Source organism: Baekduia alba, from assembly GCF_028416635.1.
In the GTDB taxonomy this organism is placed as follows: Bacteria; Actinomycetota; Thermoleophilia; order Solirubrobacterales; family Solirubrobacteraceae; genus Baekduia; species Baekduia alba.
The window spans coordinates 1,399,497-1,424,750 of the sequence record NZ_CP114013.1; the positions used below are offsets into that span (position 1 = coordinate 1,399,497).

Genomic DNA, 25,254 nt, shown 5'->3' on the forward strand with positions numbered 1-25,254 from the left:
GCCTTATAACTGCTCAACGCAGAGCGAGCAAGCGGCGGCAGATGTCGTCGCGCGCCATGTCCTTGCTGAGCAGGACCGCGACGCCGGCCGCCTCGGCGGCGTGCTCGAGCTCCTCGGTGGAGCTGCCGGTGAGCAGGACGACGGTGGTGCCGCCGAGCTCGCGCAGGCGCCGTGCGACCTCGAGGCCGTCGAGGCCGGGCATGCGCACGTCGAGCAGGGCGACGTCCGGCGAGGCCTCGCGGATGACCTGCAGCGCCTCGGTGCCGTCCGCGGCCTCGCCGACGAGATCGAGCGTGCCGAAGCGCCGGATGGCTCGGGCCAGCCCCCGGCGATAGGTCTCGTGGTCGTCGGCGATCACGATGCGCATGGTCTCGCGGGCGGCCCGGTGACCGCCCCCATCCAGCGCGGCCACAGCGGGATACAGCATCAAGAGGTATTTCGCCCCTACCAGGTAGGAAAGGCCATCCACCGATCGGACGGTCCAGCGGTGGAGGCGGCGCGCATGGCAGGATCGGGGGCATGGGAGGGATCGTCGCCGCCGGGCACCCGGTGTCCGCCGAGGCGGGCGCCGCCGTGCTGCGCGCGGGCGGCAACGCGGTCGACGCCGCGGTGGCGGCGTGCCTGGCGTCCTGGGTCGCCGAGCCGCTGCTGACCGGGCCGGGCGCGGGCGGCTACCTCCTGGTCGGCGGCGCCGGCGTGGAGCCCGGGCTGCTGGACTTCTTCGTGAGCGCGCCGTCGGATGGCGCGCGCGCGTCGCTGGTCCCGATCGACGTGTCGTTCGGCGATGCGAACCAGGTCTTCCACGTCGGTGCAGCGTCCTGCGGCGCGCCGGGCGTGACGAGCGGGCTGGAGGAGGCGGTGCGGCGTTGGGGGTCGCTGCCGCTGGCCGACCTCGCGGCGCCGGCCGCCGCGCTGGCGCGCTCGGGGGTGGCGCTGACGCCGGTCCAGGCGTACCTGTTCGAGATCCTCGAGGGGATCGTGCTGACGACGCCCGAGGCGGCCGCGCTGTTCGCGCCGGGCGGGCGCGCGCTGCGGGAGGGGGAGAGGTTCGCGTCGGTCGAGCTGGCCGACACGATCGAGCGGTTCGGCCGCGAGGGTGCCGCGCCGTTCGTGTCGGGCGACCTGGCGGCCGCGATGGTCGACTGGGTGGGGCGGCACGGCGGGACGCTGTCGGGCGAGGACGTGGCCGGGTACGCGGTGGCGGCGCGCGAGCCGATCCGGGTCGCCTACCGCGGCAGGACGGTGTTGACGAACCCGCCGCCGTCGGCCGGCGGGTCGCTGCTCGCGCTGGCCTTGGCGCGACTCGACGAGCTGGGCGAGTCCGGCCCGGGCGAGCTGTTGGACGCCATGGCGGTCGCGCAGGCGGCGCGGACGCCGGAGTTCGTGTCGCGGCTGGGGTCGACGACGCACGTCTCGGTGGTCGACGGCGACGGCCGCGCGTGCGCCGTGACCTGCACCAACGGCGAGGGCAGCGGGCTGGTCGTGCCCGGCACGGGCATCCACATCAACAACATCATGGGCGAGGAGGACCTGAGCCCGCTGGGCTGGTTCCGGGCCGCGCCCGGCCAGCGCATGCCGTCGATGATGGCGCCGACGCTCATGCTCGACGCCGAGGGCGCGGTCCAGCTCGCCCTGGGCAGCGCCGGGTCCAACCGGATCCGCTCCGCGATCCTGCAGCTGATCGTCAACGTCGCCGACCACGGCATGGACGCGCGCTCCGCCGTCGAGGCGCCGCGGCTGCACCTGGAGAACGACACCGTCTACACCGAGCCCGGGATCGACCTGTCCGGCATCAGCCTCTCCGGCCTGACCCACGCACCCTTCCGCGCGCCCAACCTCTTCTTCGGCGGAGCCCAGGCCGTCGAACGCGACCCCGCCACCGGCACGCTCACCGGAGCCGGGGACCCTCGCCGCGGCGGGGCCGCCGTGAGCGCCTGACGCGCCCGCGGATGGGGCTCTACGCGCCGAGCTTGGTCCTGATGCAGGTCGGGTGGACGTCGTGACCCTCGTTGCCTTCGGGCTCGCCCTCGGTGCCGCCGTCCTCCACGCCCTGTGGAACCTGCTGCTCGCCCGGGCGGACGATCCGCGGGCGGCGACGGCGGCGGCGTTGTGCGTCGCCGTGGTCGTGTTCGCGCCGATCGCCGCGGTGGCGGGGCATGTCGAGGCGGGTGTGTGGCCGTACGTCGGCGTCTCCGCCCTGCTCGAGACCGCGTACTTCCTGCTGCTCTCGGCGGCGTATGCGCGTGGGGAGCTGAGTGCGGTCTATCCGGTGGCGCGTGGGACGGCGCCGGTGCTGGTCCTGGTCGCCGGGCTGGCCGGGATCGGCGGCGCGGTCGCCGCGATCCAGGTCGTCGGGATCGCGGTCGCGGGTGCCGGCATCGTCGCGGTGCAGCGCGCCGGCGCCGCGCCGGACCGGCGAGCGCTCGTGCTCGCGATCGGCACGGCGGCGATGATCGCGGCCTACACCCTGGTCGATCGCGAGGGCCTGCGCCATGCCGATCCGCTGCCGTACCTCTGGCTCGTCCTCGCGCCGAGCGCGGCGTTGACGATCGCGGTGACCGTCCGCGAGCAGGGGACGCCGGCGGTGCACCGCGCCCTGAACGCGCAGACCTTCGCCGCCGGGCTCGCGACGTTCGGCGCCTACGGCCTGGTCCTCGCGGCCCTCGAACGCGCGCCCGCCGCGCCGGTCGCGGCGGTCCGCGAGACGTCGATCGTCCTGGCCGTCGCCGCCGGGGCGCTGATCCTCCACGAGCCCGTCAGCCGCGGCCGCTGGCTCGGGGCGGTCGCCGTCACGGTGGGCGTGTGCCTCGTCGCGCTGGGGTGATGCGACAGGATGCGCGCTGCATGCCCCGCCGCCGCGCCCCCGTCCTGACCGCCGCCACCGTCCTCGCTGCCGCCGTCGTCGCCGCGGGCTGCGATGGCCCGACGCCGGCCGACCTGTTCCTCGTCCAGCGCGACGGCGACGTCCCCGGCGCCAAGCTGACGCTGCGCCTCACCGACGACGGCGGCGCCTACTGCAACGAGACCAAGCGCTACGAGCTGACCTCGGCCCAGCTGATCACCGCGCGCGAGATCCGGGGCGAGCTCGACGGCCGCAAGGACGAGGACGTCGGCCTCGCCGAGAAGCACATCACCCTGAAGCCCGGCTCGATCAGCACCTACAACTACAAAGTGCGCAGCGAGAACGGCAGCGTCGCGTTCGCCGACACCTCGCCGCACCAGCCGCAGACCTTCTACCGCCTGGCGCAGCTCACCCGCGAGGTGGCGACGCAGAACTGCCACCTGGCGCGCTGAGCACGGCGAACAGGAACCACGGCCGCGTCGTCAGCCGCTCCCACGCCACCGGGTTCGCCTCCCGGCAGGCCGGCAGCGGCGCCGGCTCGACCAGCGCCTCGACCACGAGCCCGGCCGCCGCGAACGCCGCCTCCATCCGCCACAGCGGCCGCCGGTAGAAGCGCACGTCGTAGCTCCCGCCGCGCTTGTCCCACGTGTCGTGCAGCAGCTCGACCGCGTCGCGGTCGCCGTCCGGCCACTCGCGGTCGGTCATCGCGGGGTGGTGGGTCGACAGCACGATCCGCCCGCCCGGCACGAGCACCCGCGCGAAGGCACGCAGCACCGGCTCCCAGTCGCGCAGGTAGTGCACCATCAAGCTCGCGGCCACGAGGTCGAACACGCCGTCGCCGAACGCGTCCAGCGCGCCGCCGCCCTCCAGGTCGCCGACCGCGAACGTCGCGCGCTCCAGCCCGCGCGCCCGCGCCGCCTCGACCATCCGCGGGCTCAGGTCCAGCCCGGTGACGCACGCGCCTCGCGCGACGAGCTCCGCCGCCAGCGCGCCCGCGCCGCAGCCGGCGTCGAGCGCCCGCCGGCCGGCCACGTCGCCGAGCAGCCGCACCATCGCCGGCCGCTCGTACAGCGAGTTATAGGCATTGTCTTCATCCGCGACGTGCGCGGCGGCCATCGCCTCGTAGGCCCCCAGCGCGTCGACCTCGCCCGTCATGCGCCACACGCTATCCATCAGGAACCCTGATGGCTGCGACAAGACATCATCATCAGCCCTCACACCTCGACCTGGGACACTGACCCGCGATGTCCGCGCGCGCCTGGCTGTTCCTCTCCGTCACCGCGGCGCTGTGGGGCGCGTCCTACATGTTCATCAAGGTCGCGCTCGACGGCGGCCTGTCCGAGGGCTTCATCATCTGCGCCCGGACGCTCCTCGGCGCCGCGATCCTGGTCCCGATGGCGGTCAAGGCCGACGCCATCCGCCCGATCCTCGACCGCAAGGGCTGGGCGCTCGCTCTCGCGGCCGCGCAGGTCATCGTCCCGTTCGGCCTCATCACCTTCGGCGAGAACCACGTCCCGAGCGCGCTGGCCGGGATCCTGGTCGCGACCGCGCCGCTGTTCATCACGCTGCTGGCGATCAAGGTCGACCCGGACGAGCGCTCGCACGGCTGGGGCCTGGTCGGCGTCGTGCTCGGGATGGTCGGCGTCGTCCTGCTGTTCGGCCTCGACCTGTCCGGCGACACCGAGACGCTCCTCGGCGGACTGATGATCGTCGGCTCCGGCCTCTGCTATGCGATCGCCGTCCTGATCGCCAAGCGAGGCTTCACGGGCGTCCCGCCGGTCGGCGTCGCGGCCTCCAACCTCGCCATCAGCGCGGTCGTCTGGCTGCCGTTCGCGCTGGCGACCCTGCCGACCCACTCGCCCGGCGCCAACGCCATCCTGTCGATGCTCGCGCTCGGCGCGGGCGGTACCGGCCTCGCGTTCCTGTTCTTCTACACCTCGATCGCCGAGGTCGGCCCGGCGCGCGCGTCGATCGTGTCCTACGTCGCGCCCGCGTTCTCGGTGGTCTACGGCGTCCTGCTGCTCGACGAGGACCTGACGGTCGGCACCATCGCCGGGCTCGGCCTGATCCTCGCGGGCTCGTGGCTGGCGGCGAGCGGCCACGCGCCCGGGCCGCTCAGCCGAAGCGCACCTTCCCGTTCGAGCGCGCCCGAGCCTGCGCGCGCTCGATGAAGTCCAGCCGCTTGACAGCGGCGTTGAACAGCCGCGTCAGCAGCCGCATGCGCGCGTTCTCGGAGCGCAGGTCCAGCAGCCCCTGCTTGGCGTCGGGGCCGAAGTCGACGGTCGCCGCCATCTCGTAGGCGGTCAGCGGCTCGAGGACGTCGGGCTCCAGGATCTTGTCGGTCGCCTCCTCGACCAGCGACGAGTACGCGGCGTGCGCGGCGTCGATCGTGGTCGGGTCGACCGGCTCCTCCTTGTCGTCGAGGAACTCGATCTCGCCCGCCGGGTAGACGTGGTCGAAGTGCTCCTCGACGACCCGGAAGGGGCGCGTGCCGCGGGTGAGGATGTCCATGCGGCCGTCCTCGTGCTGCTCGAGGACCTCGGTGACCTGCATCGCGCAGCCGTTGAGCTTCGGGCCGTCGTCGGACGCCCAGATGATCCCGAACTCCCGTCCGTCGGACAGGCAGTCGCCGATCATCGCCTTGTAGCGCTCCTCGAAGATGTGCAGCGGCACGACCTCGTGCGGGACGGCGGCCATGCCGAGCGGGAAGAGCGGGAAGTCGGTTCGATGCTCGCCCATCGTGCGATTGTAGGTTGAGCCGGGCGCGCGATGGCGCCGTAACCGAGACGTGAGCAGCACCACCGCCGCCATCGTCTGGTTCCGCCGCGACCTCCGCGTGCACGACCACCCCGCGCTGATCGCCGCGCGGACCGACTTCGCCCGCGTGATCCCGCTGTTCGTGCTCGACGACCGGCTGATCCGCGGGCGCTACGCGAGCCCCGCGCGGGCCCGGTTCATGCTCGGCTGCCTGCGCGCGCTCGACGCGGCGCTGCGCGAGCGCGGCTCCGGGCTCGTCGTCCGGCACGGCGACCCGGTCGACGAGGTGGTCGGGCTGGCGCGGGACGTCGACGCGGGCGCCGTGCTGTGGACGGGCGACGTCGCGCCTTACGCGCGCCGGCGCGACACCGCCGTGACCGACGCGCTGCGCGCCGCCGGCGTCGAGCCGCGGCCGCACGGCGGCGGCTACCTCGTCGACCCGTCCAAGCCGCGGACGCAGGGCGGCAAGCCCTACACGGTGTTCTCGCCGTTTCATCGCGCGATCGGCGGCGTGGAGCGCCGGCCGGTGCACCGCGCGCCGGACGCCCTCCCGGCGCTGCCGTCGGCGCTGCGCAAGGGGCGGATCCCCGGCGCCGCGGCGCTGGACATCGCCGACGACGACGTCCCGGAGCCCATCGTCGCGCCCGGCGAGCCGGCCGCGCGCGCCGCGCTGGAACGGTGGCTCGACGGCGGCCTGGCGGACTACGAGGAGCGCCACGACGCCCTCGCCGGCGGCACCTCCGTGCTGTCGCCCTACCTGCGCTGGGGCTGCCTGAGCGCGCGCGAGTGCGAGGAGCGCGCGAACCGCGGCGGTGGCGCCGGCGCCGCCGCGTTCACGCGCCAGCTCGCGTGGCGCGACTTCTACGCCCATCAGCTGCTCATGCACCCCAACAACGTCCGCGAGGAGTTCCAGGAGCGCTATCGCCGCACGCTGCGCTGGGCCGACGACGCCGAGGCGCTGCAGGCGTGGAAGGACGGCCAGACCGGCTATCCGCTCGTCGACGCCGGGATGCGCCAGCTCGCCGCCACCGGCTGGATGCACAACCGCGCGCGGCTGGTCGTCGGCTCGTTCCTGACCAAGGACCTGCACATCGACTGGCGCGAGGGCGAGCGCCACTTCGCACGGCTGCTGCTCGACGGCGAGCCCGCGCAGAACAACGGCAACTGGCAGTGGATCGCGTCGACCGGCGCCGACCCCGCGCCCTACTTCCGGCGCCTGTTCAACCCGATGACCCAGCAGCGCAAGTTCGACCCCGACGGCACCTACGTCCGCCGCTGGGTGCCCGAGCTGCGCGACGTCCCGGTCGCCAGGCTCGTCGAGCCGTGGACGATGAGCGACGCGGAGCAGCGCGCGGCAGGCTGCGCGATCGGCGCCGACTACCCGGCGCCGATCGTCGACCACGCCCACGAGCGCGAGGTCGCCAAGGCGCGCTACGGGGCGGCGAGCGGCTAGCGTGCGCCGACATGGACGAGCTGGCGGCCTACGAGCGGCGGTTCCGCCGCGCCGGGCTGCCGCTCCTGATCGAGGACTACAGCGCGAGCGAGGACATCTTCACGCGCGTCGCGCCGCTGCTGGCGTTCATCGCCTTCCTGGAGGTCTTCGGCGCGGTCGACCTGTCGTGGCCGTGGTGGGCCAACGTCGCGACCGTGCTCGGCGCGCTCGCGGTCCTGCTCGGTGCGCTGGCGCTGCGCAACCATGCTCGAGGACGCCCAGCGTTCGCGATCCCCGAGCGAGTCGGCCCGGTCGAGCTGGCGATCTTCGTGCTCGTGCCCGCGCTGCTGCCGGTGGTCTTCAACCAGCAGGTCACGAGCGCGCTGGTCACCGCGGCGGGCAACGTGCTGATCCTGCTCGTGGCGTGGGGCGTCGTCGGCTTCGGCCTGCTGTCGATCGTCCGTTGGGCCGGCGCGCGCCTGGTCACGCAGCTCGCTGCGTCGATCCCGCTCGTCGCGCGCGCCGTGCCGTTGTTGATGCTCTTCGCGGTCGTCCTGTTCCTGACGACCGAGATGTGGCAGGTCTTCGCGGAGATGGAGCTCGCGTCGCTGATCGCGATCGTCGCGCTGCTGATGGTGATCGGCTCGCTGTTCGTGGTCGGCCGGATCCCGCGCGAGGTCGGCGCGCTGGCCGAGCAGGCGGCGCACGGCGTCCCGCCGCTGCGCCGCGCGCAGCGCGTCAACGTCGGGATGGTGCTGTTCGTCAGCCAGGCGCTGCAGGTGCTGGTGGTCGCGCTGGCCGTCGGCGTGTTCTTCGTGGTCTTCGGCCTGCTCGCGATCGACGACGGCGTCCTGGACGCGTGGCTCGGGCACGCCGGCCACGCGATCGTCGACTGGTCGGTCTTCGGCGTCCGGATCCGGCCCACGCAGGAGCTGCTGCGCGTCGCGACCGCGATCGCCGCGCTGTCCGGGCTCTACTACGCGATCGCGGTCCTGACCGACGCGACCTACCGCGAGGAGTTCCTCGACGAGGTCACCGGCGACATGCGGGAGACGTTCGCCGACCGCGGCCGGTACCTCGCCCTGCGGGCGGGGTAGCGCGCGCTTGCACGTCAACCTTCCTGGGGACCGGGATCATGGGCGCGCCGAGGGCGCGCCACCTCGCCGACGCGGGCGATGACGTCACGGTCTGGAACCGGACGACCGGCAAGGCGCAGGTGCTCGCGGAGGCCGGCGCGCGCGTCGCGGCCGACCATACACCCGCGTTACTTCGTCGCGGTGACCATCAAGTTGTAGAACACGGCCGGCGGCAGGCGCGTCTCCAGCAGCGCCTGGTCGACCTTCTGGAGGCCGACGTATCCGCGGAAGGCGTACATCTTCCACGCCCATGGCACGGTCTCCGGGTCCGCGGTCGCCTCCAGCGCGCGGTTGGCCCAGCCGAACCAGTTGGCCAGCAGCTCCTCGCCGCGGACGCGGACGTCGGCGAAGCCCGCGGCGCGCGGGCCGGAGCTGAGCTGGTCGGGCGTGAAGGCGTGGACGTCGACCATCGACTCCAGCTGGTGGTTGGCGGCGCCGCCGTCCATGTTGCCCTCGGGCGCGGGCTGGGCGCGCATGAGCGCGCGCCACGCGGGCGCCACGCGCGAGGCCGCGCGCTTGGGGACGTTGGCGATGCGGTCGCCGTAGTGCGACGGCTCGCCGGCGAAGATCGCCACGCCGTCGGGCGCGAGCACGCGGTGGATCTCGCGCCAGGCCTGGTCGAGGTCCGGGAGGTGGTGCAGGACCGCGTGGCCGAAGACGAGGTCGAACGACGCGTCGGCGAACGGCAGCGCCTCCGCGTCGGCGACGCGGGCCTCGATCTCCAGGTCCAGCGCGGCGGCGTTGCGCGCCAGCGCGTCGACCATGCCCTGGGAGATGTCCGTGCACGTCGCCTCGCTGATGAGACCCGCCTGCAACAGGTTCAGCGAGAAGTAGCCGGTGCCGGCCCCGAGCTCCAGCCCGCGGTCGAACGAGCGCAGCTCGCCGTCGAGCGCCTTGCGCAGCTTGCCCAGCACCTGCGAGCGGCCGATCTCGCCGAAGTCGATGCCCCACTTGGCGTCGTAGTCGGCGGCCGCGCCGTCGTGGTACCGGGTGTTGACGTCGCGGATCTCCTCCGCGGTGGACGGGGCGGGGCTCATGAGGCGCGGCATGCTAACGACCCGCGCCGGTCGGGCACGTGTAGCGTGCCCGCCTCGCATGTCCGAGCCCGCCGAGCAGCCGCTGTACCTCCAACGCGACCAGCCCCAGGGCGTCCCGCCGCTGGCGCTGACCGGGGAGCGCACGCTGCCCGACGTCCCGGAGGAGAACTACTGGTACCGCCGCCACCTGGTGGTCTACGAGTGGATCCGCGAGCGGGTCGGTGGCCTGAAGGTCATCGACATGGCCTGCGGCGAGGGCTACGGCAGCTCGGTGCTGGGCGCCGCGGCCGGCGAGGTCGTCGGCGTCGACGCCAACCCGGAGGCCCACGAGCACGCGCGGCTGCGGTACACGACCGGCAACGTCCGCTTCGCGCGCGACCTCGTCGAGACGTTCGGCGAGCCCGCCGACGCGGTGGTGTTCCTCCAGACGATCGAGCACGTCCGCAACCCTGACGAGGTGCTCGAGCACTTCAAGGCCATCATCTCGGAATCGGCCTCGCCGCTGGTGGTCGTCTCGACGCCGAACCTGCTGACGCTCGCGCCCGAGGGCGCCGAGAAGTCCGAGAACCCCTGGCACATCAAGGAGTACCGGCCGGAGGAGTTCCGGGCGCTGTGCGCGGCGCACTTCGCGTCGGTGGAGGTCTACGGGCTGTTCCACGCGCGCAAGCTCGCCGTCCACGAGCTCGCCATCAAGAAGCTCGGGTGGGACGCGATCCACAAGCGGCTCGGGATCACCAAGCGGTTCTACGACCGGTTCACGCCGGCGATCTCGGCCAAGGACTTCATCTTGACCACGGAGCGGCCGCTGGAGGGGGCGCTGGACTTCGTGGCCGTCTGCCGGCCGTGAACGTGGCCCCGTCCGCCCGCGCCGACGGTCGCCTGGCGATCGTCCTGCACTCGCACATGCCCTACGTCGAGGGCTTCGGGACGTGGCCCTTCGGCGAGGAGTGGCTGTTCGAGGCGGCGGCGACGGTGTACGTCCCGTTGTTGGAGGTGTTGGACGGTCCGGGCGGCGACGGTGTCACGCTGTCGGTCACACCGGTGCTCGCCGACCAGCTCGGCGCGCCCGGCGTCCACGAGCGGCTGCTGGCGTTCCTGCGCGAGATGCGAGCGACGACGCACGCGCTGGACGCCGCCGGCTGCCGCGAGAGCGGGGAGCCGGCGCTGGGCGACGAGGTCGAGCGCGCGGGCGGCGACTACGCGCGCGCCGCCGCCGCGCTCGACGCGCTGGGCGACGGCGGCCTGGCCCGCGCGCTGCTGGCGCACGGGGCCTGGACGTCGTCGGCCACGCACGCCGTGCTGCCGCTCGTCGCGACCGACGCCGGCGTGCGCCTGCAGCTGCGGGCCGGGATCGCGGCGCATCGCGCGCGGCGGGAGACCGAGTGGGGCGGTGGCTTCTGGCTGCCGGAGTGCGCGCACGCGCCGTGGCTGCATCCGCTGCTCGAGGAGGCCGGCGTGCACGCGACGTGCGTCGACCTCACCGACGTCCTGCCGAACGCGCGCACGCCGCTGGCCACGAGCGACGGGCCGCTGCTGGTGCCGATCGACCGTCCGGTCATCGAGCTCGTGTGGAGCGAGGGCGGCTACCCGGCGGGCGCCGCCTACCGGGACTCGCACCGCAAGACCGTCCACCATCACAACCCGTGGGCCAACGACGGCGCGGTGTACGACCGCGACCGGGCGCGCGAGCAGGCGGTGGCCGACGCCCGGGACTTCGTGGCGCGCGTCCGCGAGCGCGTCGCGGGCGGCGGGCTGAGCGTCTGCGCGCTGGACACCGAGCTGCTCGGCCACCACTGGTACGAGGGCCTGTACTGGCTGCGCGCGGTCCTCGACGAGGCCCCCCGCGCCGGGCTGGAGATCGTCGGGCTCGACGCCGCGCTGCGCGATCAGCGGGTCGTGGCGGCGCCGGACGACCTGCCGGCGACGAGCTGGGGAACGCCGCGCACGCTGTGGACGTGGGACGGGCCACAGGTGGCCGACCTGGCCTTCGCGGCACGCGACGCCGAGCTGCGCGCGGTCGCGGCGGGCGTCCGCGGCGCGCTCGACGCGCGCGCCGTCCGGGAGCTGCTCGCGCTGCAGTCGTCGGACTGGGCGTTCCTGGCGACCCGCGACATCGCCGGGCCGTATCCGCGGGAGCGGGCGGGTGGCCATCTGGCGGGGCTGGAGGCGGCGCTGAAGGCGCCGGGCGTGGAGGATCCGGCGGTTCGGGCGCTGGCGCCGTTTGGTGATCCGGGGATGTTGTTGGTGGCGTAGGCGGGTGCGCGCCGGCGTTGGTTGGTCACCAGTACGGCGCGCTTGGTGGCGCTGCGGCGCGTGGTTCGTCCGTCATCGAGGGCGTGAGAGCGGGAAGGCGGCGCGACCGGGGCTGGTGTGGCTCGTCCTGGTGGCAGCGCGGGGGGCGGGGTTCGGGGCCGAATTGCCGGGTCGTTCGCCATGGATCGCGTGAAGTCCGCGGCATAGGCGGACTTGACGCGATCGAGCACGCTTCGGCCCCGAACCGCCCGCCCCGGCGCGTCGCCTCAAGCCCACCGCAGCGACACCGGCTCGTCCCGCATCCGCAGCAGCCTCGCCGGCGCTCCCGCGATCACCGCGTTGGCCGGGACGTCCTTCGTCACCACCGAGTTCGTCCCGACGACGCAGTTGTCGCCGACGGTCGCGCCGCGCAGGAAGCAGGCGCCGTAGCCGACCCACACGTTGTGGCCGACGCGGACGTCGCGCTTGTAGATGCCCTGGTCGCGGATCGGGCGCTCGACCTCGACGACGCCGTGGTCGAAGTCGATCAGCATCACGCGGTCGGCGAGGATGCACTCGCGGCCGATCGACACGTTCTGGAAGGCGGAGATCGTGCACTCCTGGCCCATCACGGTCTTCGCGCCGACCTCGCAGTGGCCCTCGTGCACGCGGATCTTGCAGCCGTGCCCGATCCAGGACCAGCGGCCGAGGCGCAGCGTCGCGCCCTTGCCGATCTCCAGCACGACGTCCGGGCCGATGAATGCCGGGCCGTCGAGCTGGAGCCGGCTGCGGTGCTTGAGCTTGTAGTACGCCAGACGCACCATCAGCCGGGCGTACTTGCGGTTGAGCATGCCGTTGCGCCTGGCGAAGCGCAGCAGGGCGATCGCGCCGCCGGACAGGGGCGGCGGGTCGCCGCGCAGGTGCAGCGGCGGGGCGGGTGGGGACGCGATCGACGACGGGGACAGGACCGGTTCCACGCCTATGGAGGCTAGCTGAGGGACGCTACGCGGGGAGGGCCGCCGCGAACCGCTCCAGCGCGTCGGGGTCGCGGTGCGGCTGGCCGTGGCCGAAGACCATGAGCTTCGGGCGCAGCGCGGCGACGCGGCGGATCGACGCGCGGTTGCGGGCGACGTCGAGCGTGAAGCGCTCCGGCGGCTCGTGCAGGCCGGGCCGGCCCGTGATCGGATGGCGGCCGAAGAGGACGTCGCCGGCGATCAGCGTCCGGTCCTCCTCGCGCCAGTAGGACAGGTGGCCGGGGGAGTGGCCCGGGGTCTCCAGGACGACGAAGCCGGCGTCGAGCGCGTCGCCCTCGCGCAGCTCGCGGTCGACCTCGACGGCCGGCCCCATCCAGTGCTTGCGCTGCCAGCGCGTGATCACGTTGTCGTGGCTCAGCGCGGTGTTGTCGCCCGCGCGCAGCGCGTCGGCCTCGGCGGCGGGCGCCCAGAACGGCACGCCGAGCGCGTCGACCAGCGCGGCGCTGGAGCCCTGGTGGTCGGAGTGGCCGTGCGTGACGGCGTGCGCGGTGATCTTGGTGTCCTTGACCGCGCGCAGGATCCGCGTGGCGGCGTGGCGGGTGGCGGCGTCGACGATCGTCCCGCCCGCCAAGTGGACGTTGAACGCGTGGGCGGGGCGGCTGGGGAGGGTGGCGAGGCCGGGTGCGAGCTGGAGCATGATGGCCATACGGTGGCGTATGGAGATCGCCTTGTCAATACGGTGCCGTATGGTTGCGGCACGCATGACGCCCAAGGACGACAGCAGCCTGGACCGCGAGCGCTGGGAGGCGGCGGCGCTCGACGCGCTGGAGCGCGGCGGGCTCGGCGCGCTCGCCGTCGAGCCGCTGGCGCGGACGCTCGGCGTGACCAAGGGCTCGTTCTACTGGCACTTCAAGACCCGCCAGGACCTGATCGCGGCGACGGTCGCGCGCTGGGAGCGGCTGCACGTCGACGGGCCGCTGGAGCGGCTCGCGCAGGTCGAGGACCCACGCGAGCGCCTGCTCGCCCTGCTGGCCGCGGCGAGCGGCAAGCCGCCGTCGATCTTCATCCGGATGCTCGACGCCGTCGACGAGCCGGTCGTCGCGGCGGCGGTCGCGCGGGCCGCGGAGCAGCGCGTCGCCTTCGCGGCCAAGGCCTTCCGTGAGCTCGGCCTGAGCCGCGCCCGAGCCCGCCGCCAAGCGCTGCTGGTCTACAGCGCCTACGTCGGCCGCGCCCACCTCAGCCGCGACGCACCCGAGCTCCTCGGCGACCAGCAGGCGCTCGCCAAGCACATCGCCGAGCAGTTGATTCCCTGAGTTCGGCATCATGCGGCGCTCATGTCGCAGGCTCAGCAGACCCTCGCCCAACGGTTGCTCGACGGGGACAAGCGTGCGTTGGCGCGCGCGATCACGCTCGTCGAGAGCGATGATCCCGCGGGCTGGAAGCTCGTGCGCGAGGTCTTCCCGCACACTGGTCATGCCGCGATCGTCGGGCTGACCGGCGCGCCCGGCGCGGGCAAGTCGACGCTGATCGGCGCGCTGACCAAGGCGCGGCGCGCGCAGGAGCGCGAGGTCGCCGTGCTGTCGATCGACCCGTCGTCGCCGTTCACGCAGGGCGCGCTGCTCGGCGACCGCATCCGGCTCACCGACCACTTCCTCGACCCGGGCGTCTTCATCCGCTCGATGGCCAACCGCGGCGCGCTGGGCGGCCTGAGCGAGGCCGCGCTGCAGGCCGCGCTGCTGATGGACGCCGCCGGCAAGGACGACGTGTTCCTCGAGACCGTCGGCGTCGGCCAGGCCGAGGTCGACATCATCGACCACGCCGACACCATCGTGTTGGTCCTGATGCCCGGATCCGGCGACAGCATCCAGGCGCTGAAGGCCGGCGTAATGGAGATCCCGGACATCATCGTCGTCAACAAGGCCGACCACCCGCTGACCGACACGATGGTCCGCGAGATCCGCGGCGTGCTGTCGCTGGCGCCGCAGCGCGGCTGGCGCGTCCCGATCATCAAGACCGAGGCGCACAAGGGCACCGGCGTCGACGAGCTGATCGCCAAGCTCGACGAGCACCGCGCGTTCATCGAGGCCGAGGGGACGCTGAGCGAGCGGCGGCGGCGCAACCTGCGCAGCGAGGTCGTCGCGATCTGCACGTTCCGCCTGCGCCGCCGGCTGGAGGAGCAGCTCGACGCGGACACGACGTTCGCGGAGCTGCTGGAGGAGGTCGTCGCGCGCAAGCTCGACCCGGCGACCGCCGCGACCCGCATCCTCGAGCGCCTGGACGCGGCGGCGGCGTCGCGCGAGCGGGCTGAGGGCTAGATGGGTTCTTCCGCGGGCCCGGACCGTCTCGCGGAACGACCCATCTGACGGACCAGGGCGGCCGCGACCACCGCGTCCTCCCAGGCCATCCCGGTGGACTTGAAGACGCGGGGCCGTGTGAGGTCGGGTGGGGCGGCTTCGGCGAGCGTGGTGACGTCGGTCGCGCCAAGGCCGGCGCGCAGGACGTCGCCTGCCTCGCGCAGCGCCGACGCGCGCGCTTCGACGACAACTTGAGCCCGGCGCATGAGCCCCGTGTCGAGCTCGCGCGCATCCGGTTCGTGCGAGCCGATCGCGACGACGAGGGCGTGATCGGCGACATGCGCGCCGTCGAACAGCGGCGCCCGGGCGGTGGTGGCGCAGACGATGACGTCGGCCGCGGCGACGTCCGGCGGCCCGCTGTCGCGACCGACGACCTCAACATCGTCGATCGTCGGCGCGACCTCCTGGATGGCCGCGACGTGCGCGCGCCCCTGCGGGCCGCGCCCGAAGACGAGCAGCCGCCGCGGGTCCGGTGCCGCGAGCCGGCGGACCGCCAGCGCGCTGACCGCGGCGGTCGCAGGTTCGTCAAGGCAATGCCATCGACAACCGCGACCGGCGCCAGCGTGTCCGGGTCGAAGACCACGCAGACGCCCTGGATCCGCGGGTCCCCGCCGACCGTGACGAGCTTGACCGCCGCCGCCCCGCCCGCCGCCGAGGGCATCACCAACAACTCGCCCGCACCGACGGCGATCGCGCTGCGAGGCGGGTCGGTCTCCGGATCGAAGCCGGCGCGCAACGCCGCCTCCAGGGCGTCGGCCGCCGCGGCGTAGCCGAGCGCGGCGACGTCGTCGGCCGACAGGTACGGGAGGGAGGACGCCATCGCGCGCAGTCTCGCGCAACCGCGCCCCGCTCAGAGGTGCGTCGCCACCAGGGCGACGCTCGCGCCGACGGTGAGCGCGGCCAGCACGACGCCGCTGCGCGGCGCGAAGCGCCAGCCCCACGCGCTGAGCGCGGCGAGCGGCGGCAGCGCGGGCAGCATGTGGCGGACGTGCATCCAGGAGCGGCCGCCGCCGTCCAGCGACGGCGCGGCGAAGGTCGCGGTGAGGGCGACGGCGAGCGCGATCAGCGCGAGGAAGGTCGCCGTCACCTCGACGTCGACCTGCCCGGACACCGCGACCGCGAGCCGCTCGCGGCGGGAGCGCCAGAGCCGCCACAGCGCCACGAAGGCCAGCAGCAGGAACGGCGACCACACCAACAAGCCCTCGTCGCCGATCCACACGCCGACCAGCCGCGGCGCGCGCTCGAGGTGCTCGGCGAGGCCGGAGGCGCCGGTCGCGCCGTCGCGCGCCACGTCGTGCGGGGTCAGCCCGCCGTAGAGCCGGTCGCTCACGGTGATGTAGACCACGGCCGACGTCAGCGCGACCTCCAGCGCGATGAAGCCCGACAGCCCGCGCTGGCGGCGACGCAGCCAGCGCGACATGGCGACGGCGATCACGACGGCGGGCGCGACGAGCTCGGTCGCCAGCCACGGCAGCGCCGCCACCAGCGCGGCGCCCCAGAACGCCAATGCCCGCCCTGGCGCCGCCCGCACGCGCAGCGCCAGCAGCGCGGCGCCCGCGAGCACCGTCGCCCCGACCAGCGCCGGCGCGACCGCCGTCGCCGCGCCCACCGCCGGCGGCGACAGCCCGACGACCAGCGCCGCGCGCGTCGCCCACGGCTCGGGCACCAGCGCACGCCCCAGCGCCGCCGCCAGGCAGAACCCGAGGGCGGCGATCATCATCAAGAACACGCGCACGCCGTCCGGCCCGGCCACCCGGTAGGCCGGCGCGATCACGAGCGTGAAGCCAAGGCCTACAGGTTCGACGAGCCGCCCCTCGGTCGGCGCGGCCGCCGGCGTCAACGTGCCGGCGTACCAGTCCCGGTAGGCGCGCGTGGCGTACTCGTCGCGCAGGTCGACGTCGCCGTCGCTGACCAGCGACTCGGCCGCCAGCAGCCGGTGCGCCTCGGGCGCGCTGAACCGCCCGTGCCCGGTCGGCCCGCCGGGCACGGCGAGCGTGACCGCGTACGCGGCGACGAGCACGAGCCACAGCGGCAGGGCTCGCCGGAGGGCGGACAGCATGGGCGGACCCTACGTCAAGCCCGTCGCCCGGCCGACGGTTCACAGCGCGTTCACCACGCGCGCGTCTCGATCGGCTTAGGTCCGCCGCATGAGAAGACCATCCCGCCTCCCGCTCACCCTCGGTGGGCTCGGGGCCATCGTCGTGCTCGGCGCCGGCGCCTCCTTCGCGGTCGGCGGCACGAGCAACCCGACCAACGACGTTCGCGCCCAGCTCAACGGCGCCAAGCCCAAGAACGTCATCTTCCTGCTGGGTGACGGCATGGGGACCCAGGAGATCACGGCCGCCCGGTACTACCAGGGCGCCGCGAACAAGCTGAACGTCGACCGGATGCCGTTCACCGGGTTCGACACCAACTACACCTACAAGTTCGGTGCCGTCGCGCCGTACCAGGTCGACTACGACCCGGACTCGGCCTCCACCGGCACGCAGTGGGCGACCGGCAAGAAGACGGTGGACGAGCGCATCTCGCAAGGGCCGTCGACCGCGCTCAACGTCCCGGGCGAGGACTACAAGACGATCCTCGAGTACGCGCAGGACGCGGGCAAGAAGGTCGGCGACGTGACGACGGCCGACCTCACCGACGCGACGCCCGCCGTGCTCGCCTCGCACATCAACAACCGCAACTGCGGCGGTCCGAACGACCTCCCGGCGGTCCACTGCGAGTACGCGGCCAAGTCCGCGGGCGGCAAGGGCTCGATCGCCGAGCAGGAGGTCGACCACAAGGTGGATGTCCTCCTCGGCGGCGGGCGCGACCGCTTCTCGGCCACCAATCCCTCCCATGGCGCGAACCTCATCTCCGGTGGCCCCGACGACGGCAAGTCCGTGATCGAGTCCGCGCAGCGCCAGGGCTACCAGTACGTCACCGACGCCGCCGGCCTGGCGGGCGTCACCGACAAGAGCAAGCCGGTGCTCGGGCTGTTCCACCCCTCCAACATGACCGTGGAGTGGAGCGGCCCTGCCGCCAGCCTCGGCAAGGGCAACGCGCCCGCCGCGTGCGCGGAGACCAACCGCCCCGCCAACGAGCCGAGCCTCGCGGACATGACGACCAAGGCCTTGTCCCTGCTCGAGAACGACAAGGGGTTCCTGCTCCAGGTCGAGGGCGCGTCGATCGACAAGCAGGACCACGCCACCAACGCGTGCGGCCAGCTCGGCGAGACCGTGGCCTTCGACAAGGCGATCGGCGTCGCGCTGGACTACCAGAAGACCCATCCCGACACGCTCGTCGTCGTCACCGCCGACCACTCGCACACGAGCCAGATCGTGTCCGAGGACGCCTCGAGCACCGGACTGCCGACCGGCTACTCGACCAACGTCACCACCAAGGACGGCCAGACGCTGTCGCTGACCTACGGCACCGCCGGCTACGGCGGGTCGGGCAGCGCCCCGCTCGCGAGCCCGCCCAGCCAGCAGCACACCGGCGCCGTCGTCCCCGTCTGGGCCATCGGGCCGCAGGGCTCCGCGGTCCTCGGCACCAATGACCACACCGACCTGTTCGACCTGCTCCGTGGGGCCAAGGACGCGCAGTCGGCGCCGTCGACCACCACCACGGTGACGAACACGACGACGGTCACGGGCCCGACCAAGACGGTCCCCGTCCCGGCCAGGGTCGGCAAGCCGCGCGTGGGCCTGGCGGTCGGCGCCGGCGCGACGCGCGCCGGCGGCGTCGCGGTCTCGGTCGTGGCGGTCGACGCCAAGACCGTGACGGTCACGCTCAAGCAGGGCGCGAAGACCATCACCACCAAGAAGCTCCGGCCCTCCGGCGGCAGCGCCCGCCTGCGGGCGGTCAAGGCCAAGCCGGGCGTGGTGCGCATCACGGTCACCGCGAAGGGCACCGGCGGCACGACGACCAAGTCGTCGTCGATCCGCCTCAAGAAGTAGGCCTCGGGTGCGTCAGCCCCGGTCGACGAGCGCGGCGATCCGCGTGGCGTCGGCCGAGGCGGCCCGGAAGGCCACGAGCTTCTGCTCGGGCGCGTCGGCGACGTTGAGCACGGTGTGCCGGAGCTCGAGCTCGCCGAGCGCGGGATGGCGCAGTCGCTTGCGTCCGCCGCCCAGCGGGGCGATCGCGTGCCGCGGCCACCACGCGCGCATCTCCGGGCTCGACGCGTGCAGCCGGGCGATCAGCTCGGCGAACGTCGGGTCGTCGGCGTGCCGCGCCGCGGCGGCGCGGAAGCGCGCGAGCTGCGCGCCGGCCTCGGCCTCCCAGTCGACGAAGACCTCACGGGCCTGCGGGTCGCACAGCATGAACCACACCATGTTGCGCTCCTGCGGCGCGCGCGCCGGCCAGTCGGTCCACAGCGCCCGCGCCGCGCGGTTGGCCGCGAGGACGTCCCAGCGCCGACCGGTGACGTAGGCGGGGTGCGGGTCGAGGCGCGCGACGAGCGCGACGACCTCGTCATCGACCTGCTCGCCGGCCTCGGAGTCCGTCGTCGACGGCGGCGCGTCGTGCACCAGCGCGTGGAGGTGCGCGCGCTCGGCCTCGTCGAGGCGCAACGCGGTGGCCAGCGCGTCGAGCACCTGCCGCGACGGGCGCATGTCGCGGCCCTGCTCCAGGAACGTGTAGTAGGTCGGCGAGATCGCCGCGAGCCGCGCGACCTCCTCGCGCCGCAGGCCGGTCGTCCGCCGGCGCGGCGCGCCGTCGGGCAGCCCGACGTCCGCGGGCTGCAGCGCGCCGCGGCGGGCGCGGAGCAGGTCGCCGAGCTCACGGGCCCGCGCGTTGATGGTGGCGTCGCTCATCCTGGCACCGCCAATACCAGCAAGAACGTGCCCCGGATGCGAGCGCCGCCCGCGCCTAGCCTCGGTGGCGATGCTCGGTCCGGCCCAGATCCTCACCGAACGCGACCCGGAGATCGACGCCTACGTGGCCCGACCGGCGGCGCCCGGCGTGGCGCGCACCGCCGGCGTCGTCGTCTTCCACGAGCTCTTCGGGCTCACCACCCACGTGCGCGCCGTGACCGACCGGCTCGCCGCGACCGGCCGCATCGCCATCGCCCCCAACCTGCACCATCGCACCGACCCGGCGCTGGAGCTGGCCCACGACGACGCCGGCCGCACACGTGGCTTCGCGCTCCTGGACGACCTGACCCGCGACGGGGTGCTCGCCGACGCCGACCGAGCGATCGCCCACCTGCGCGCGCTCGGCTGCGAGCGGATCGCGCTCCTCGGCCTCAGCATGGGCGGCCACGTCGCCTACCTCACCGCGACCCAGCGCGACGACCTGGCCGCGGTCGTCGTCGCCTACGGCGGCTGGATCCCGACGACCGACATCCCGCTCAGCCGCCCCGAGCCGACCGTGACGCTCACGCCGTCGATCACGGCCCGGATGCTGCTGCTCGTCGCCGGCGCCGACCACGCGGTCGACCCGGCGCAGTCCGCGGCGGTCGAGCAAGCCCTACAGGAACACGGGATCGACCACGCGGCAGTCACGTACCCGACCGCGCAGCACGGCTTCCTGTGCGAGCAGCGCGCGACCTACGACCCCGATGCGGCGCGCGACGCGTGGTCCCGCATCGACGCGCTGCTGGCGAGCGAGTTGTAGGACTCGCTCAGTCCACGTTCGCCGGCTCGGGCGCCGCGGCCGCCGCCGCCGTGCGCTCCGCCAGCGCGACGAGCGTCCGGACCATCACGCCCGTGCCGCCCTTCGGCGCATAGGCGCGGCCGCCGTCCCAGCCGGTCCCGCAGATGTCGAGGTGCGCCCACGGCACGCCGCCGGTGAAGCGATGCAGGAACTCCGCGGCCGTGCAGGACGCGCCGGTGCGCGCCGGCGACAGGTTGGCGACGTCGGCCGTCGAGCCCTTCACCAGCTCGGCGTAGCGCTCGTGCAGCGGCATGCGCCAGATCAGCTCGCCGGCATCTTCGGCCGCGCCGGCGAGGTCGGCGGCCCACGCCTCGTCGTCGGCCCAGTAGCCCGAGTAGATCCGGCCGAGCGTCGACATGATCGCCCCGGTCAACGTCGCCACGTCGACCAGCCGCTCGGCGCCGAGCGCGCGCGCGTGGTGCAGGCAGTCGGCCAGGACCAGGCGGCCCTCGGCGTCGGTGTTGTCGACCTGGACGGTCAGCCCTTCGGCGGTCGTGAACACGTCGCCGGGCTTCATCGCCGCGGGCCCGAGCAGGTTCTCGGTCGCGCCGACCACGCCGACCACGCGGACCGGCAGCCCGAGCTCCGCGATCGCGCCGAGCGACTCGATGACGGCGGCCGCGCCCGTCATGTCGAACTTCATGTCCGCCATGCCGCTCGCGGGCTTGATCGAGATCCCGCCGGCGTCGAAGGTGACGCCCTTGCCGACGTAGCCGAGCAGGGGCGTGTCGGCGGCGACGTCGTCGGTCGGCTCGTAGCGCAGCGTGATCAGCGCCGGCTCCTCGTCGCTGCCCGCCGCCACGGCGGCGAACGCGCCCATGCCGCGCGCCACGATCTCCTCGCGGCCGACGACCTCGCAGGTCAGCGCGTCGTGCGCCACGGCCAGCGCCTGCGCGCGCTCGCCCAGCGCGGTCGGCGTCAGGTGGTTGGCCGGCGTGTTCTGGAGGTCGCGCGCCGCGTTGACCGCGCGCGTCACGACCTCGGCTCGCGCCACCGCCGCGGACGGGTCGGCGTGGTCGGAGACGATCAGCTCCTCGATACCGCCGCCGTCCTCGTCCTTGCTCGTCGACTTGAACGCGGTGAACGCGTAGGCCGCCATCAGCGTGCCCTCGACGACCGCCCGCGCCGGATCGTGCTCGCGCGCCTTGTGCGGCAGCTCCCAGCACAGCACCCGCGCGCCGACGTCTTTGGCGCGCCCGTGCGCGGCCGCCGCCGCGAGCCGCAGCCCCTCGGCGTCCAGCGTGGCCCGCGCCCCGAGCCCGACCAGGATCCAGCGCTTGCCGGCCGCGTGGGCGACGGCCAGCGACCGCGGCGCCGCCTTGGCCTCGCCGGACTCCACGAGCGCGCCCAACGCGCCGTCCTCGACGTCGTGCGGAACCCCCTCGCCCTCGACGAGCCCGACGACGATCGTGTCGGCCGCGGTCGACGCCGCGGCCTCGGTGGTGGCGGTCACGCGCATGGCCGGGCACGCTAGAGGATCGACGCGGGATCCCCGCGTCGACCCTCACTCGTTACCGTTCCGACTCCATCTGTCCTGACCAGACCGAGAAAGACCGAGAAACCGCATGCCCAAGACCGTCATCCTCGGCGCCGCGCGCACCCCGATCGGGAAGCTCGGCGGCGGCCTGTCCTCCGTCGACGCGACCGACCTCGGCGCGACCGCCATCACCGCCGCGCTGGAGCGCGCGGACGTCGCGCCCGACCAGGTCGATCATGTCGTGATGGGCCAGGTCATCCAGGCCGGCCAGGGCCAGGTGCCCTCGCGCCAGGCCCAGATCAAGGCCGGCATCCCGAAGGGCGTCTCGTCCGAGACCGTCAACAAGGTCTGCGCCTCCGGCCTGCGCGCCACCGTGATCCTCGACCAGGCGATCCGCGCCGGGGACGTCACCGTCGGCGTCGGCGGCGGCATGGAGTCGATGTCCGGCGCGCCGTACCTGCTGCCGCAGGCCCGCTTCGGCTACCGGATGGGCGACGCCAAGGCGCTGGACTCGATGGTCCACGACGGCCTCACCAACCCCTTCAGCGGCAAGCAGATGTTCGTCGAGGCGACCGAGGTCGGCGACGAGCTCGAGCTCACGCGCCCCGACCTCGACCGCTGGGCGCTGCGCAGCCACGAGCTGGCGCTCCAGGCAATCGACGAGGGCCGCATGGCCGACGAGATCGTCCCCGTGACGATCACGTCGCGCAAGGGCGAGACGGTCGTGGAGGTCGACGAGGGCCCGCGCCGCGGCTCGTCGCTGGAGGCGCTGTCCAAGCTCCCGGGCCTGGTCGGCAAGGAGGGCTCGCACACCGCCGGCAACTCGCCGGGCGTCAACGACGGCGGCGGCGCGATCGTCCTCAGCTCCGACGAGTGGGCCGAGGCGAACGGCAAGACCGTCCTCGCCGAGGTCGTCGGCCATGCGCAGTTCGCCAACGACTTCGCCTACCTCGCCACGACGCCCGCCGGCGCCGCCAAGAAGGCGCTCGACAAGGCCGGGCTGCAGCCCGGCGACATCGACCTGTGGGAGATCAACGAGGCCTTCGCCTCCGTGACGCTGCAGTCGATCCGCGAGCTCGGCATCGAGGAGGACCGCGTCAACGTCAACGGCGGCGCGGTCGCGCTCGGCCATCCGATCGGCGCCAGCGGCGCCCGCATCCTCGGCGTGCTCGTCCACGAGCTGCGCCGGCGCGGCGGCGGCCTCGGCGTGGCGGCGATCTGCTCGGGCGGAGGCCAGGGCGACGCCGTCATCCTCCGTGTCCATGGCAACGGGAAGTAAGGACGGCGAGCAGCCTCGCCAAGGGCGCGCGAACGAGCCCCTGGGCGAGTTCGCGCCGCCGACCTCGCCCCCTGGGCGAGCGTCGGCCGCCTTCTTCGACTTGGATCGGACCCTGATGTCGGGGTCCTCCGGGTTCTTCTGGGCCCGGGCCGCCGCGCGGGCAGGGATGATCTCGCGGCGGCGCCTGGCGCTGGACGGGTGGGAGAACGTGAAGTTCCGCCTGCGCGGCTCCACCGACGCGTCGACCGACCGCGTGATGCTGCGCGTCGGCGCGATGCTCGAGGGCCGCCGCGCGCTGGAGTTCCAGCGGCTCGGGCCGCAGGTGCTCGCCGGCGTGCTCCCGCGGCTGTACCCGCAGATGCTCGAGATCGCGTGGCGCCATCAGGACGAGGGCCGGCCGGTCTACATCGTCACGGCGGCCACGCAGGACACCGCGTCGATGATCGCCCACGTGCTGGGCTTCGACGGCGGCCTCGGCACGCCGTTGGAGACCGACGCCGAGGGTCTCTACACGGGCCGGCTCTCCGGGCCGTTCGCCTACCGGGAGGGCAAGCCGACGGTGATGCGCGCGCTGGCCGAGGAGGCGGGGATCGACCTGGGCGAGTCCTATGCCTACTCGGATTCCGAGAGCGACCTGCCGATGCTGCGCGCGGTCGGGCATCCGGTCGCGGTCAACCCGGACGGGCCGCTGCTGCGGGTCGCCCGCGAGGAGGGCTGGGACGTGCTGCGCTTCGATCGGTTGAGCGGGCGGCTGAAGATGGTGGGTGGGTTGGTCGGCGCCGGGCTGCTGGGCGCGGCCGGCTCCGCGGCGCGACGCAAGGTGGTGCGGTCGAAGTGAGCCTTCACGAGTTGAGCGACTCGGGCTCATCGAGGGGGATGCAGCCATGAGCCTTCACGAGCTGTCCGATGAGCAGCGGGAGATCCGCGGTCTGGCGCGGCGTTTCGCCGACGAGGAGATCGCGCCGCACGCCGCGGCCTGGGATCGCGACCACGCGTTCCCGCGGGAGCTGTTCGGCGCGCTGGGCGAGTTGGGGTTGATGGGCGCGTGCGTGCCGGAGGAGCACGGGGGCGCGGGGGCGGACTTCCTGTCCTACGTGTTGGTCTTGGAGGAGCTGTCGCGCGCGGACGCCGGCGTCGGCGTGACCGTCGCGGTCCACACGAGCGCGGGCACGCTGCCGATCCTGGCCAACGGGACGCCCGAGCAGATCGAGCGCCTCGTCCCGCCGCTGGCCCAGGGCCACGAGCTCGCCGCCTTCGCGCTGACCGAGTCCGGGAGCGGCAGCGATGCCGGCGCGATGCGCACCCGCGCGGTCGACGACCGGCTGACCGGCACCAAGCAGTGGATCACCAACGGCTCCTACGCCCACGTCTTCACGGCGTTCGCCAAGGACCCGGACAAGCCCAGCGCGTTCGTCGTGCGGCGCGGCGCGCCCGGCTTCAGCGTCACGCGCGAGGAGGAGAAGATGGGGTTGAACTCCTCCTCGACCGCCGACCTCGCGTTCGAGGACACGCCCGGCGAGCTGCTCGGCGGCCGCGGCGGCGGGATGCGGATCGCGCTGGCCACGCTCGACGGTGGGCGCATCGGCATCGCCGCCCAGGCCGTCGGGATCGCGCAGGCCGCGCTGGACGTCGCCACCGCCTACGCCAAGGAGCGCCAGGCCTTCGGGCGGCCGATCGGCGGCTTCGGCGCGATCCAGCAGAAGCTCGCCGACATGCAGACCGAGATCGAGGCGGCCCGCGCGCTGACCTGGCGCGCCGCGCGCCTCAAGCAGCACGGCCACCCGCACACGGTCGAGGGCGCCCAGGCCAAGTTGTACGCCTCGCGCGTCGCGCGGGTCTGGACCGGCGAGGCGATCCAGGTGCTCGGCGGCTACGGCTACACCCGCGAGTTCCCGGCCGAGCGCTACTACCGCGACGCCAAGGTCACCGAGATCTACGAGGGCACCAGCGAGATCCAGCGGCTGGTCATCGCGCGGGCGCTGCTCGGCGAGGCCGCGCGCGAGAGCGCCTAGCGCGCCCGCGGCCAGCCCGCGCTTCTCCAGCGTCCGCACGACCTGGCTGGTCATCCATCACGTCGACATCAGCAGGACGAGCTGCGCG

At 73.8% G+C, this 25,254-nt stretch carries 26 protein-coding genes and 1 pseudogene; 17 read left to right on the forward strand and 10 right to left on the reverse strand.

Features of this window, described 5'->3' with window-relative positions; translation table 11 throughout:
- Nucleotides 1-13: 13 nt before the first annotated feature.
- Nucleotides 14-358 carry a response regulator gene (locus tag DSM104299_RS06850; RefSeq protein WP_272476547.1) on the reverse strand — a complete coding sequence of 115 codons (345 nt, stop codon included), beginning with the start codon at nt 356-358 and terminating at the stop codon, nt 14-16.
- A 161-nt stretch (nt 359-519) separates the two neighbouring features.
- On the opposite strand from DSM104299_RS06850, the gene DSM104299_RS06855 reads away from it, so the two are divergent.
- The 3 genes from DSM104299_RS06855 (at nt 520) to DSM104299_RS06865 (ending at nt 3,294) form a co-directional block, all read left to right on the forward strand.
- Nucleotides 520-1,938 (forward strand): gamma-glutamyltransferase, encoded by a 1,419-nt coding sequence (locus tag DSM104299_RS06855; protein ID WP_272476548.1) that lies wholly within the window; start codon nt 520-522, stop codon nt 1,936-1,938.
- A 61-nt stretch (nt 1,939-1,999) separates the two neighbouring features.
- Nucleotides 2,000-2,824: a DMT family transporter gene (locus tag DSM104299_RS06860; RefSeq protein WP_272476549.1), complete on the forward strand. Its 825-nt coding sequence runs from the start codon at nt 2,000-2,002 to the stop codon at nt 2,822-2,824.
- A gap of 20 nt (nt 2,825-2,844) precedes the next feature.
- Complete coding sequence (locus DSM104299_RS06865; RefSeq protein ID WP_272476550.1) at nt 2,845-3,294, forward strand: hypothetical protein; 450 nt, start codon at nt 2,845-2,847, stop codon at nt 3,292-3,294.
- Here the strand turns inward: DSM104299_RS06865 and DSM104299_RS06870 are convergent.
- Nucleotides 3,251-3,997, reverse strand: coding sequence for a class I SAM-dependent methyltransferase (locus DSM104299_RS06870; protein WP_272476551.1), 747 nt, complete (start codon nt 3,995-3,997; stop codon nt 3,251-3,253). The genes DSM104299_RS06865 and DSM104299_RS06870 overlap by 44 nt on opposite strands.
- Nucleotides 3,998-4,086: 89 nt before the next feature.
- On the opposite strand from DSM104299_RS06870, the gene DSM104299_RS06875 reads away from it, so the two are divergent.
- Entirely contained in the window at nt 4,087-5,013 is a 927-nt protein-coding gene (locus DSM104299_RS06875; RefSeq protein ID WP_272476552.1) for a DMT family transporter, read from the forward strand.
- Here the strand turns inward: DSM104299_RS06875 and DSM104299_RS06880 are convergent.
- Complete coding sequence (locus DSM104299_RS06880; protein ID WP_272476553.1) at nt 4,958-5,581, reverse strand: LON peptidase substrate-binding domain-containing protein; 624 nt, start codon at nt 5,579-5,581, stop codon at nt 4,958-4,960. The two genes, DSM104299_RS06875 and DSM104299_RS06880, sit on opposite strands and share 56 nt — an antisense overlap.
- Nucleotides 5,582-5,630: 49 nt before the next feature.
- On the opposite strand from DSM104299_RS06880, the gene DSM104299_RS06885 reads away from it, so the two are divergent.
- From DSM104299_RS06885 to DSM104299_RS06895, 3 genes and pseudogenes are all read left to right on the forward strand, one after another.
- Nucleotides 5,631-7,052 carry a cryptochrome/photolyase family protein gene (locus DSM104299_RS06885; RefSeq protein WP_272476554.1) on the forward strand — a complete coding sequence of 474 codons (1,422 nt, stop codon included), beginning with the start codon at nt 5,631-5,633 and terminating at the stop codon, nt 7,050-7,052.
- An 11-nt stretch (nt 7,053-7,063) separates the two neighbouring features.
- Nucleotides 7,064-8,128: a hypothetical protein gene (locus DSM104299_RS06890; RefSeq protein WP_272476555.1), complete on the forward strand. Its 1,065-nt coding sequence runs from the start codon at nt 7,064-7,066 to the stop codon at nt 8,126-8,128.
- Between the two features lie 23 nt (nt 8,129-8,151).
- A pseudogene (locus tag DSM104299_RS06895) lies at nt 8,152-8,274 on the forward strand (NAD(P)-binding domain-containing protein); the annotation flags it as partial.
- A 21-nt stretch (nt 8,275-8,295) separates the two neighbouring features.
- Here DSM104299_RS06895 and DSM104299_RS06900 read toward each other — a convergent pair.
- Entirely contained in the window at nt 8,296-9,204 is a 909-nt protein-coding gene (locus DSM104299_RS06900) for a class I SAM-dependent methyltransferase (RefSeq protein ID WP_272476556.1), read from the reverse strand.
- A gap of 58 nt (nt 9,205-9,262) precedes the next feature.
- Here DSM104299_RS06900 and DSM104299_RS06905 point away from each other — a divergent pair, with 58 nt between their 5' ends.
- Nucleotides 9,263-10,051: a class I SAM-dependent methyltransferase gene (locus DSM104299_RS06905; RefSeq protein ID WP_272476557.1), complete on the forward strand. Its 789-nt coding sequence runs from the start codon at nt 9,263-9,265 to the stop codon at nt 10,049-10,051.
- A gap of 2 nt (nt 10,052-10,053) precedes the next feature.
- A complete protein-coding gene (locus DSM104299_RS06910) occupies nt 10,054-11,457 on the forward strand; it encodes a 1,4-alpha-glucan branching protein domain-containing protein (protein ID WP_272476558.1) in 1,404 nt (467 codons plus the stop codon).
- Nucleotides 11,458-11,723: 266 nt separating this feature from the next.
- Here the strand turns inward: DSM104299_RS06910 and DSM104299_RS06915 are convergent, their stop codons facing one another.
- Both DSM104299_RS06915 and DSM104299_RS06920 read right to left on the reverse strand, forming a co-directional pair.
- Nucleotides 11,724-12,413: an acyltransferase gene (locus DSM104299_RS06915; protein WP_272476559.1), complete on the reverse strand. Its 690-nt coding sequence runs from the start codon at nt 12,411-12,413 to the stop codon at nt 11,724-11,726.
- Nucleotides 12,414-12,438: 25 nt separating this feature from the next.
- Complete coding sequence (locus DSM104299_RS06920) at nt 12,439-13,107, reverse strand: MBL fold metallo-hydrolase (RefSeq protein ID WP_272476560.1); 669 nt, start codon at nt 13,105-13,107, stop codon at nt 12,439-12,441.
- 64 nt (nt 13,108-13,171) lie between these two features.
- Here DSM104299_RS06920 and DSM104299_RS06925 point away from each other — a divergent pair, with 64 nt between their 5' ends.
- Nucleotides 13,172-13,723 carry a TetR/AcrR family transcriptional regulator gene (locus tag DSM104299_RS06925; protein WP_272476561.1) on the forward strand — a complete coding sequence of 184 codons (552 nt, stop codon included), beginning with the start codon at nt 13,172-13,174 and terminating at the stop codon, nt 13,721-13,723.
- A 21-nt stretch (nt 13,724-13,744) separates the two neighbouring features.
- The gene (gene meaB, locus DSM104299_RS06930) at nt 13,745-14,725 is read left to right on the forward strand and encodes a methylmalonyl Co-A mutase-associated GTPase MeaB (RefSeq protein WP_272476562.1); all 981 of its coding nucleotides are present in this window, start codon (nt 13,745-13,747) and stop codon (nt 14,723-14,725) included.
- Here meaB and DSM104299_RS29345 read toward each other — a convergent pair.
- Nucleotides 14,722-15,090 (reverse strand): hypothetical protein, encoded by a 369-nt coding sequence (locus DSM104299_RS29345; protein ID WP_349294536.1) that lies wholly within the window; start codon nt 15,088-15,090, stop codon nt 14,722-14,724. The genes meaB and DSM104299_RS29345 overlap by 4 nt on opposite strands.
- On the opposite strand from DSM104299_RS29345, the gene DSM104299_RS06935 reads away from it, so the two are divergent.
- Nucleotides 15,004-15,534, forward strand: coding sequence for a hypothetical protein (locus DSM104299_RS06935; protein WP_272476563.1), 531 nt, complete (start codon nt 15,004-15,006; stop codon nt 15,532-15,534). The genes DSM104299_RS29345 and DSM104299_RS06935 overlap by 87 nt on opposite strands.
- Nucleotides 15,535-15,614: 80 nt before the next feature.
- Here DSM104299_RS06935 and DSM104299_RS06940 read toward each other — a convergent pair whose 3' ends face one another.
- Nucleotides 15,615-16,823 carry a hypothetical protein gene (locus DSM104299_RS06940; RefSeq protein WP_272476564.1) on the reverse strand — a complete coding sequence of 403 codons (1,209 nt, stop codon included), beginning with the start codon at nt 16,821-16,823 and terminating at the stop codon, nt 15,615-15,617.
- A gap of 88 nt (nt 16,824-16,911) precedes the next feature.
- On the opposite strand from DSM104299_RS06940, the gene DSM104299_RS06945 reads away from it, so the two are divergent.
- Nucleotides 16,912-18,702 (forward strand): alkaline phosphatase, encoded by a 1,791-nt coding sequence (locus DSM104299_RS06945; RefSeq protein ID WP_272476565.1) that lies wholly within the window; start codon nt 16,912-16,914, stop codon nt 18,700-18,702.
- 12 nt (nt 18,703-18,714) lie between these two features.
- Here DSM104299_RS06945 and DSM104299_RS06950 read toward each other — a convergent pair whose 3' ends face one another.
- A complete protein-coding gene (locus DSM104299_RS06950) occupies nt 18,715-19,557 on the reverse strand; it encodes a helix-turn-helix transcriptional regulator (RefSeq protein WP_272476566.1) in 843 nt (280 codons plus the stop codon).
- 70 nt (nt 19,558-19,627) lie between these two features.
- On the opposite strand from DSM104299_RS06950, the gene DSM104299_RS06955 reads away from it, so the two are divergent.
- Nucleotides 19,628-20,359, forward strand: a complete 732-nt coding sequence (locus tag DSM104299_RS06955) for a dienelactone hydrolase family protein (RefSeq protein ID WP_272476567.1) — start codon at nt 19,628-19,630, stop codon at nt 20,357-20,359.
- Between the two features lie 7 nt (nt 20,360-20,366).
- Here the strand turns inward: DSM104299_RS06955 and DSM104299_RS06960 are convergent, their stop codons facing one another.
- Nucleotides 20,367-21,857, reverse strand: coding sequence for a leucyl aminopeptidase family protein (locus tag DSM104299_RS06960; protein ID WP_272476568.1), 1,491 nt, complete (start codon nt 21,855-21,857; stop codon nt 20,367-20,369).
- Nucleotides 21,858-21,963: 106 nt separating this feature from the next.
- On the opposite strand from DSM104299_RS06960, the gene DSM104299_RS06965 reads away from it, so the two are divergent.
- From DSM104299_RS06965 to DSM104299_RS06975, 3 genes are read left to right on the forward strand one after another with little or no spacing between them, the layout of a single operon-like run.
- Nucleotides 21,964-23,154, forward strand: coding sequence for an acetyl-CoA C-acetyltransferase (locus DSM104299_RS06965; RefSeq protein WP_272476569.1), 1,191 nt, complete (start codon nt 21,964-21,966; stop codon nt 23,152-23,154).
- Nucleotides 23,138-23,992, forward strand: a complete 855-nt coding sequence (locus tag DSM104299_RS06970; RefSeq protein ID WP_272476570.1) for an HAD family hydrolase — start codon at nt 23,138-23,140, stop codon at nt 23,990-23,992. Before DSM104299_RS06965 ends, DSM104299_RS06970 begins: the two co-directional genes overlap by 17 nt.
- A 46-nt stretch (nt 23,993-24,038) precedes the next feature.
- Nucleotides 24,039-25,166 carry an acyl-CoA dehydrogenase family protein gene (locus tag DSM104299_RS06975; RefSeq protein WP_272476571.1) on the forward strand — a complete coding sequence of 376 codons (1,128 nt, stop codon included), beginning with the start codon at nt 24,039-24,041 and terminating at the stop codon, nt 25,164-25,166.
- The last annotated feature ends 88 nt before the right edge of the window (nt 25,167-25,254 follow it).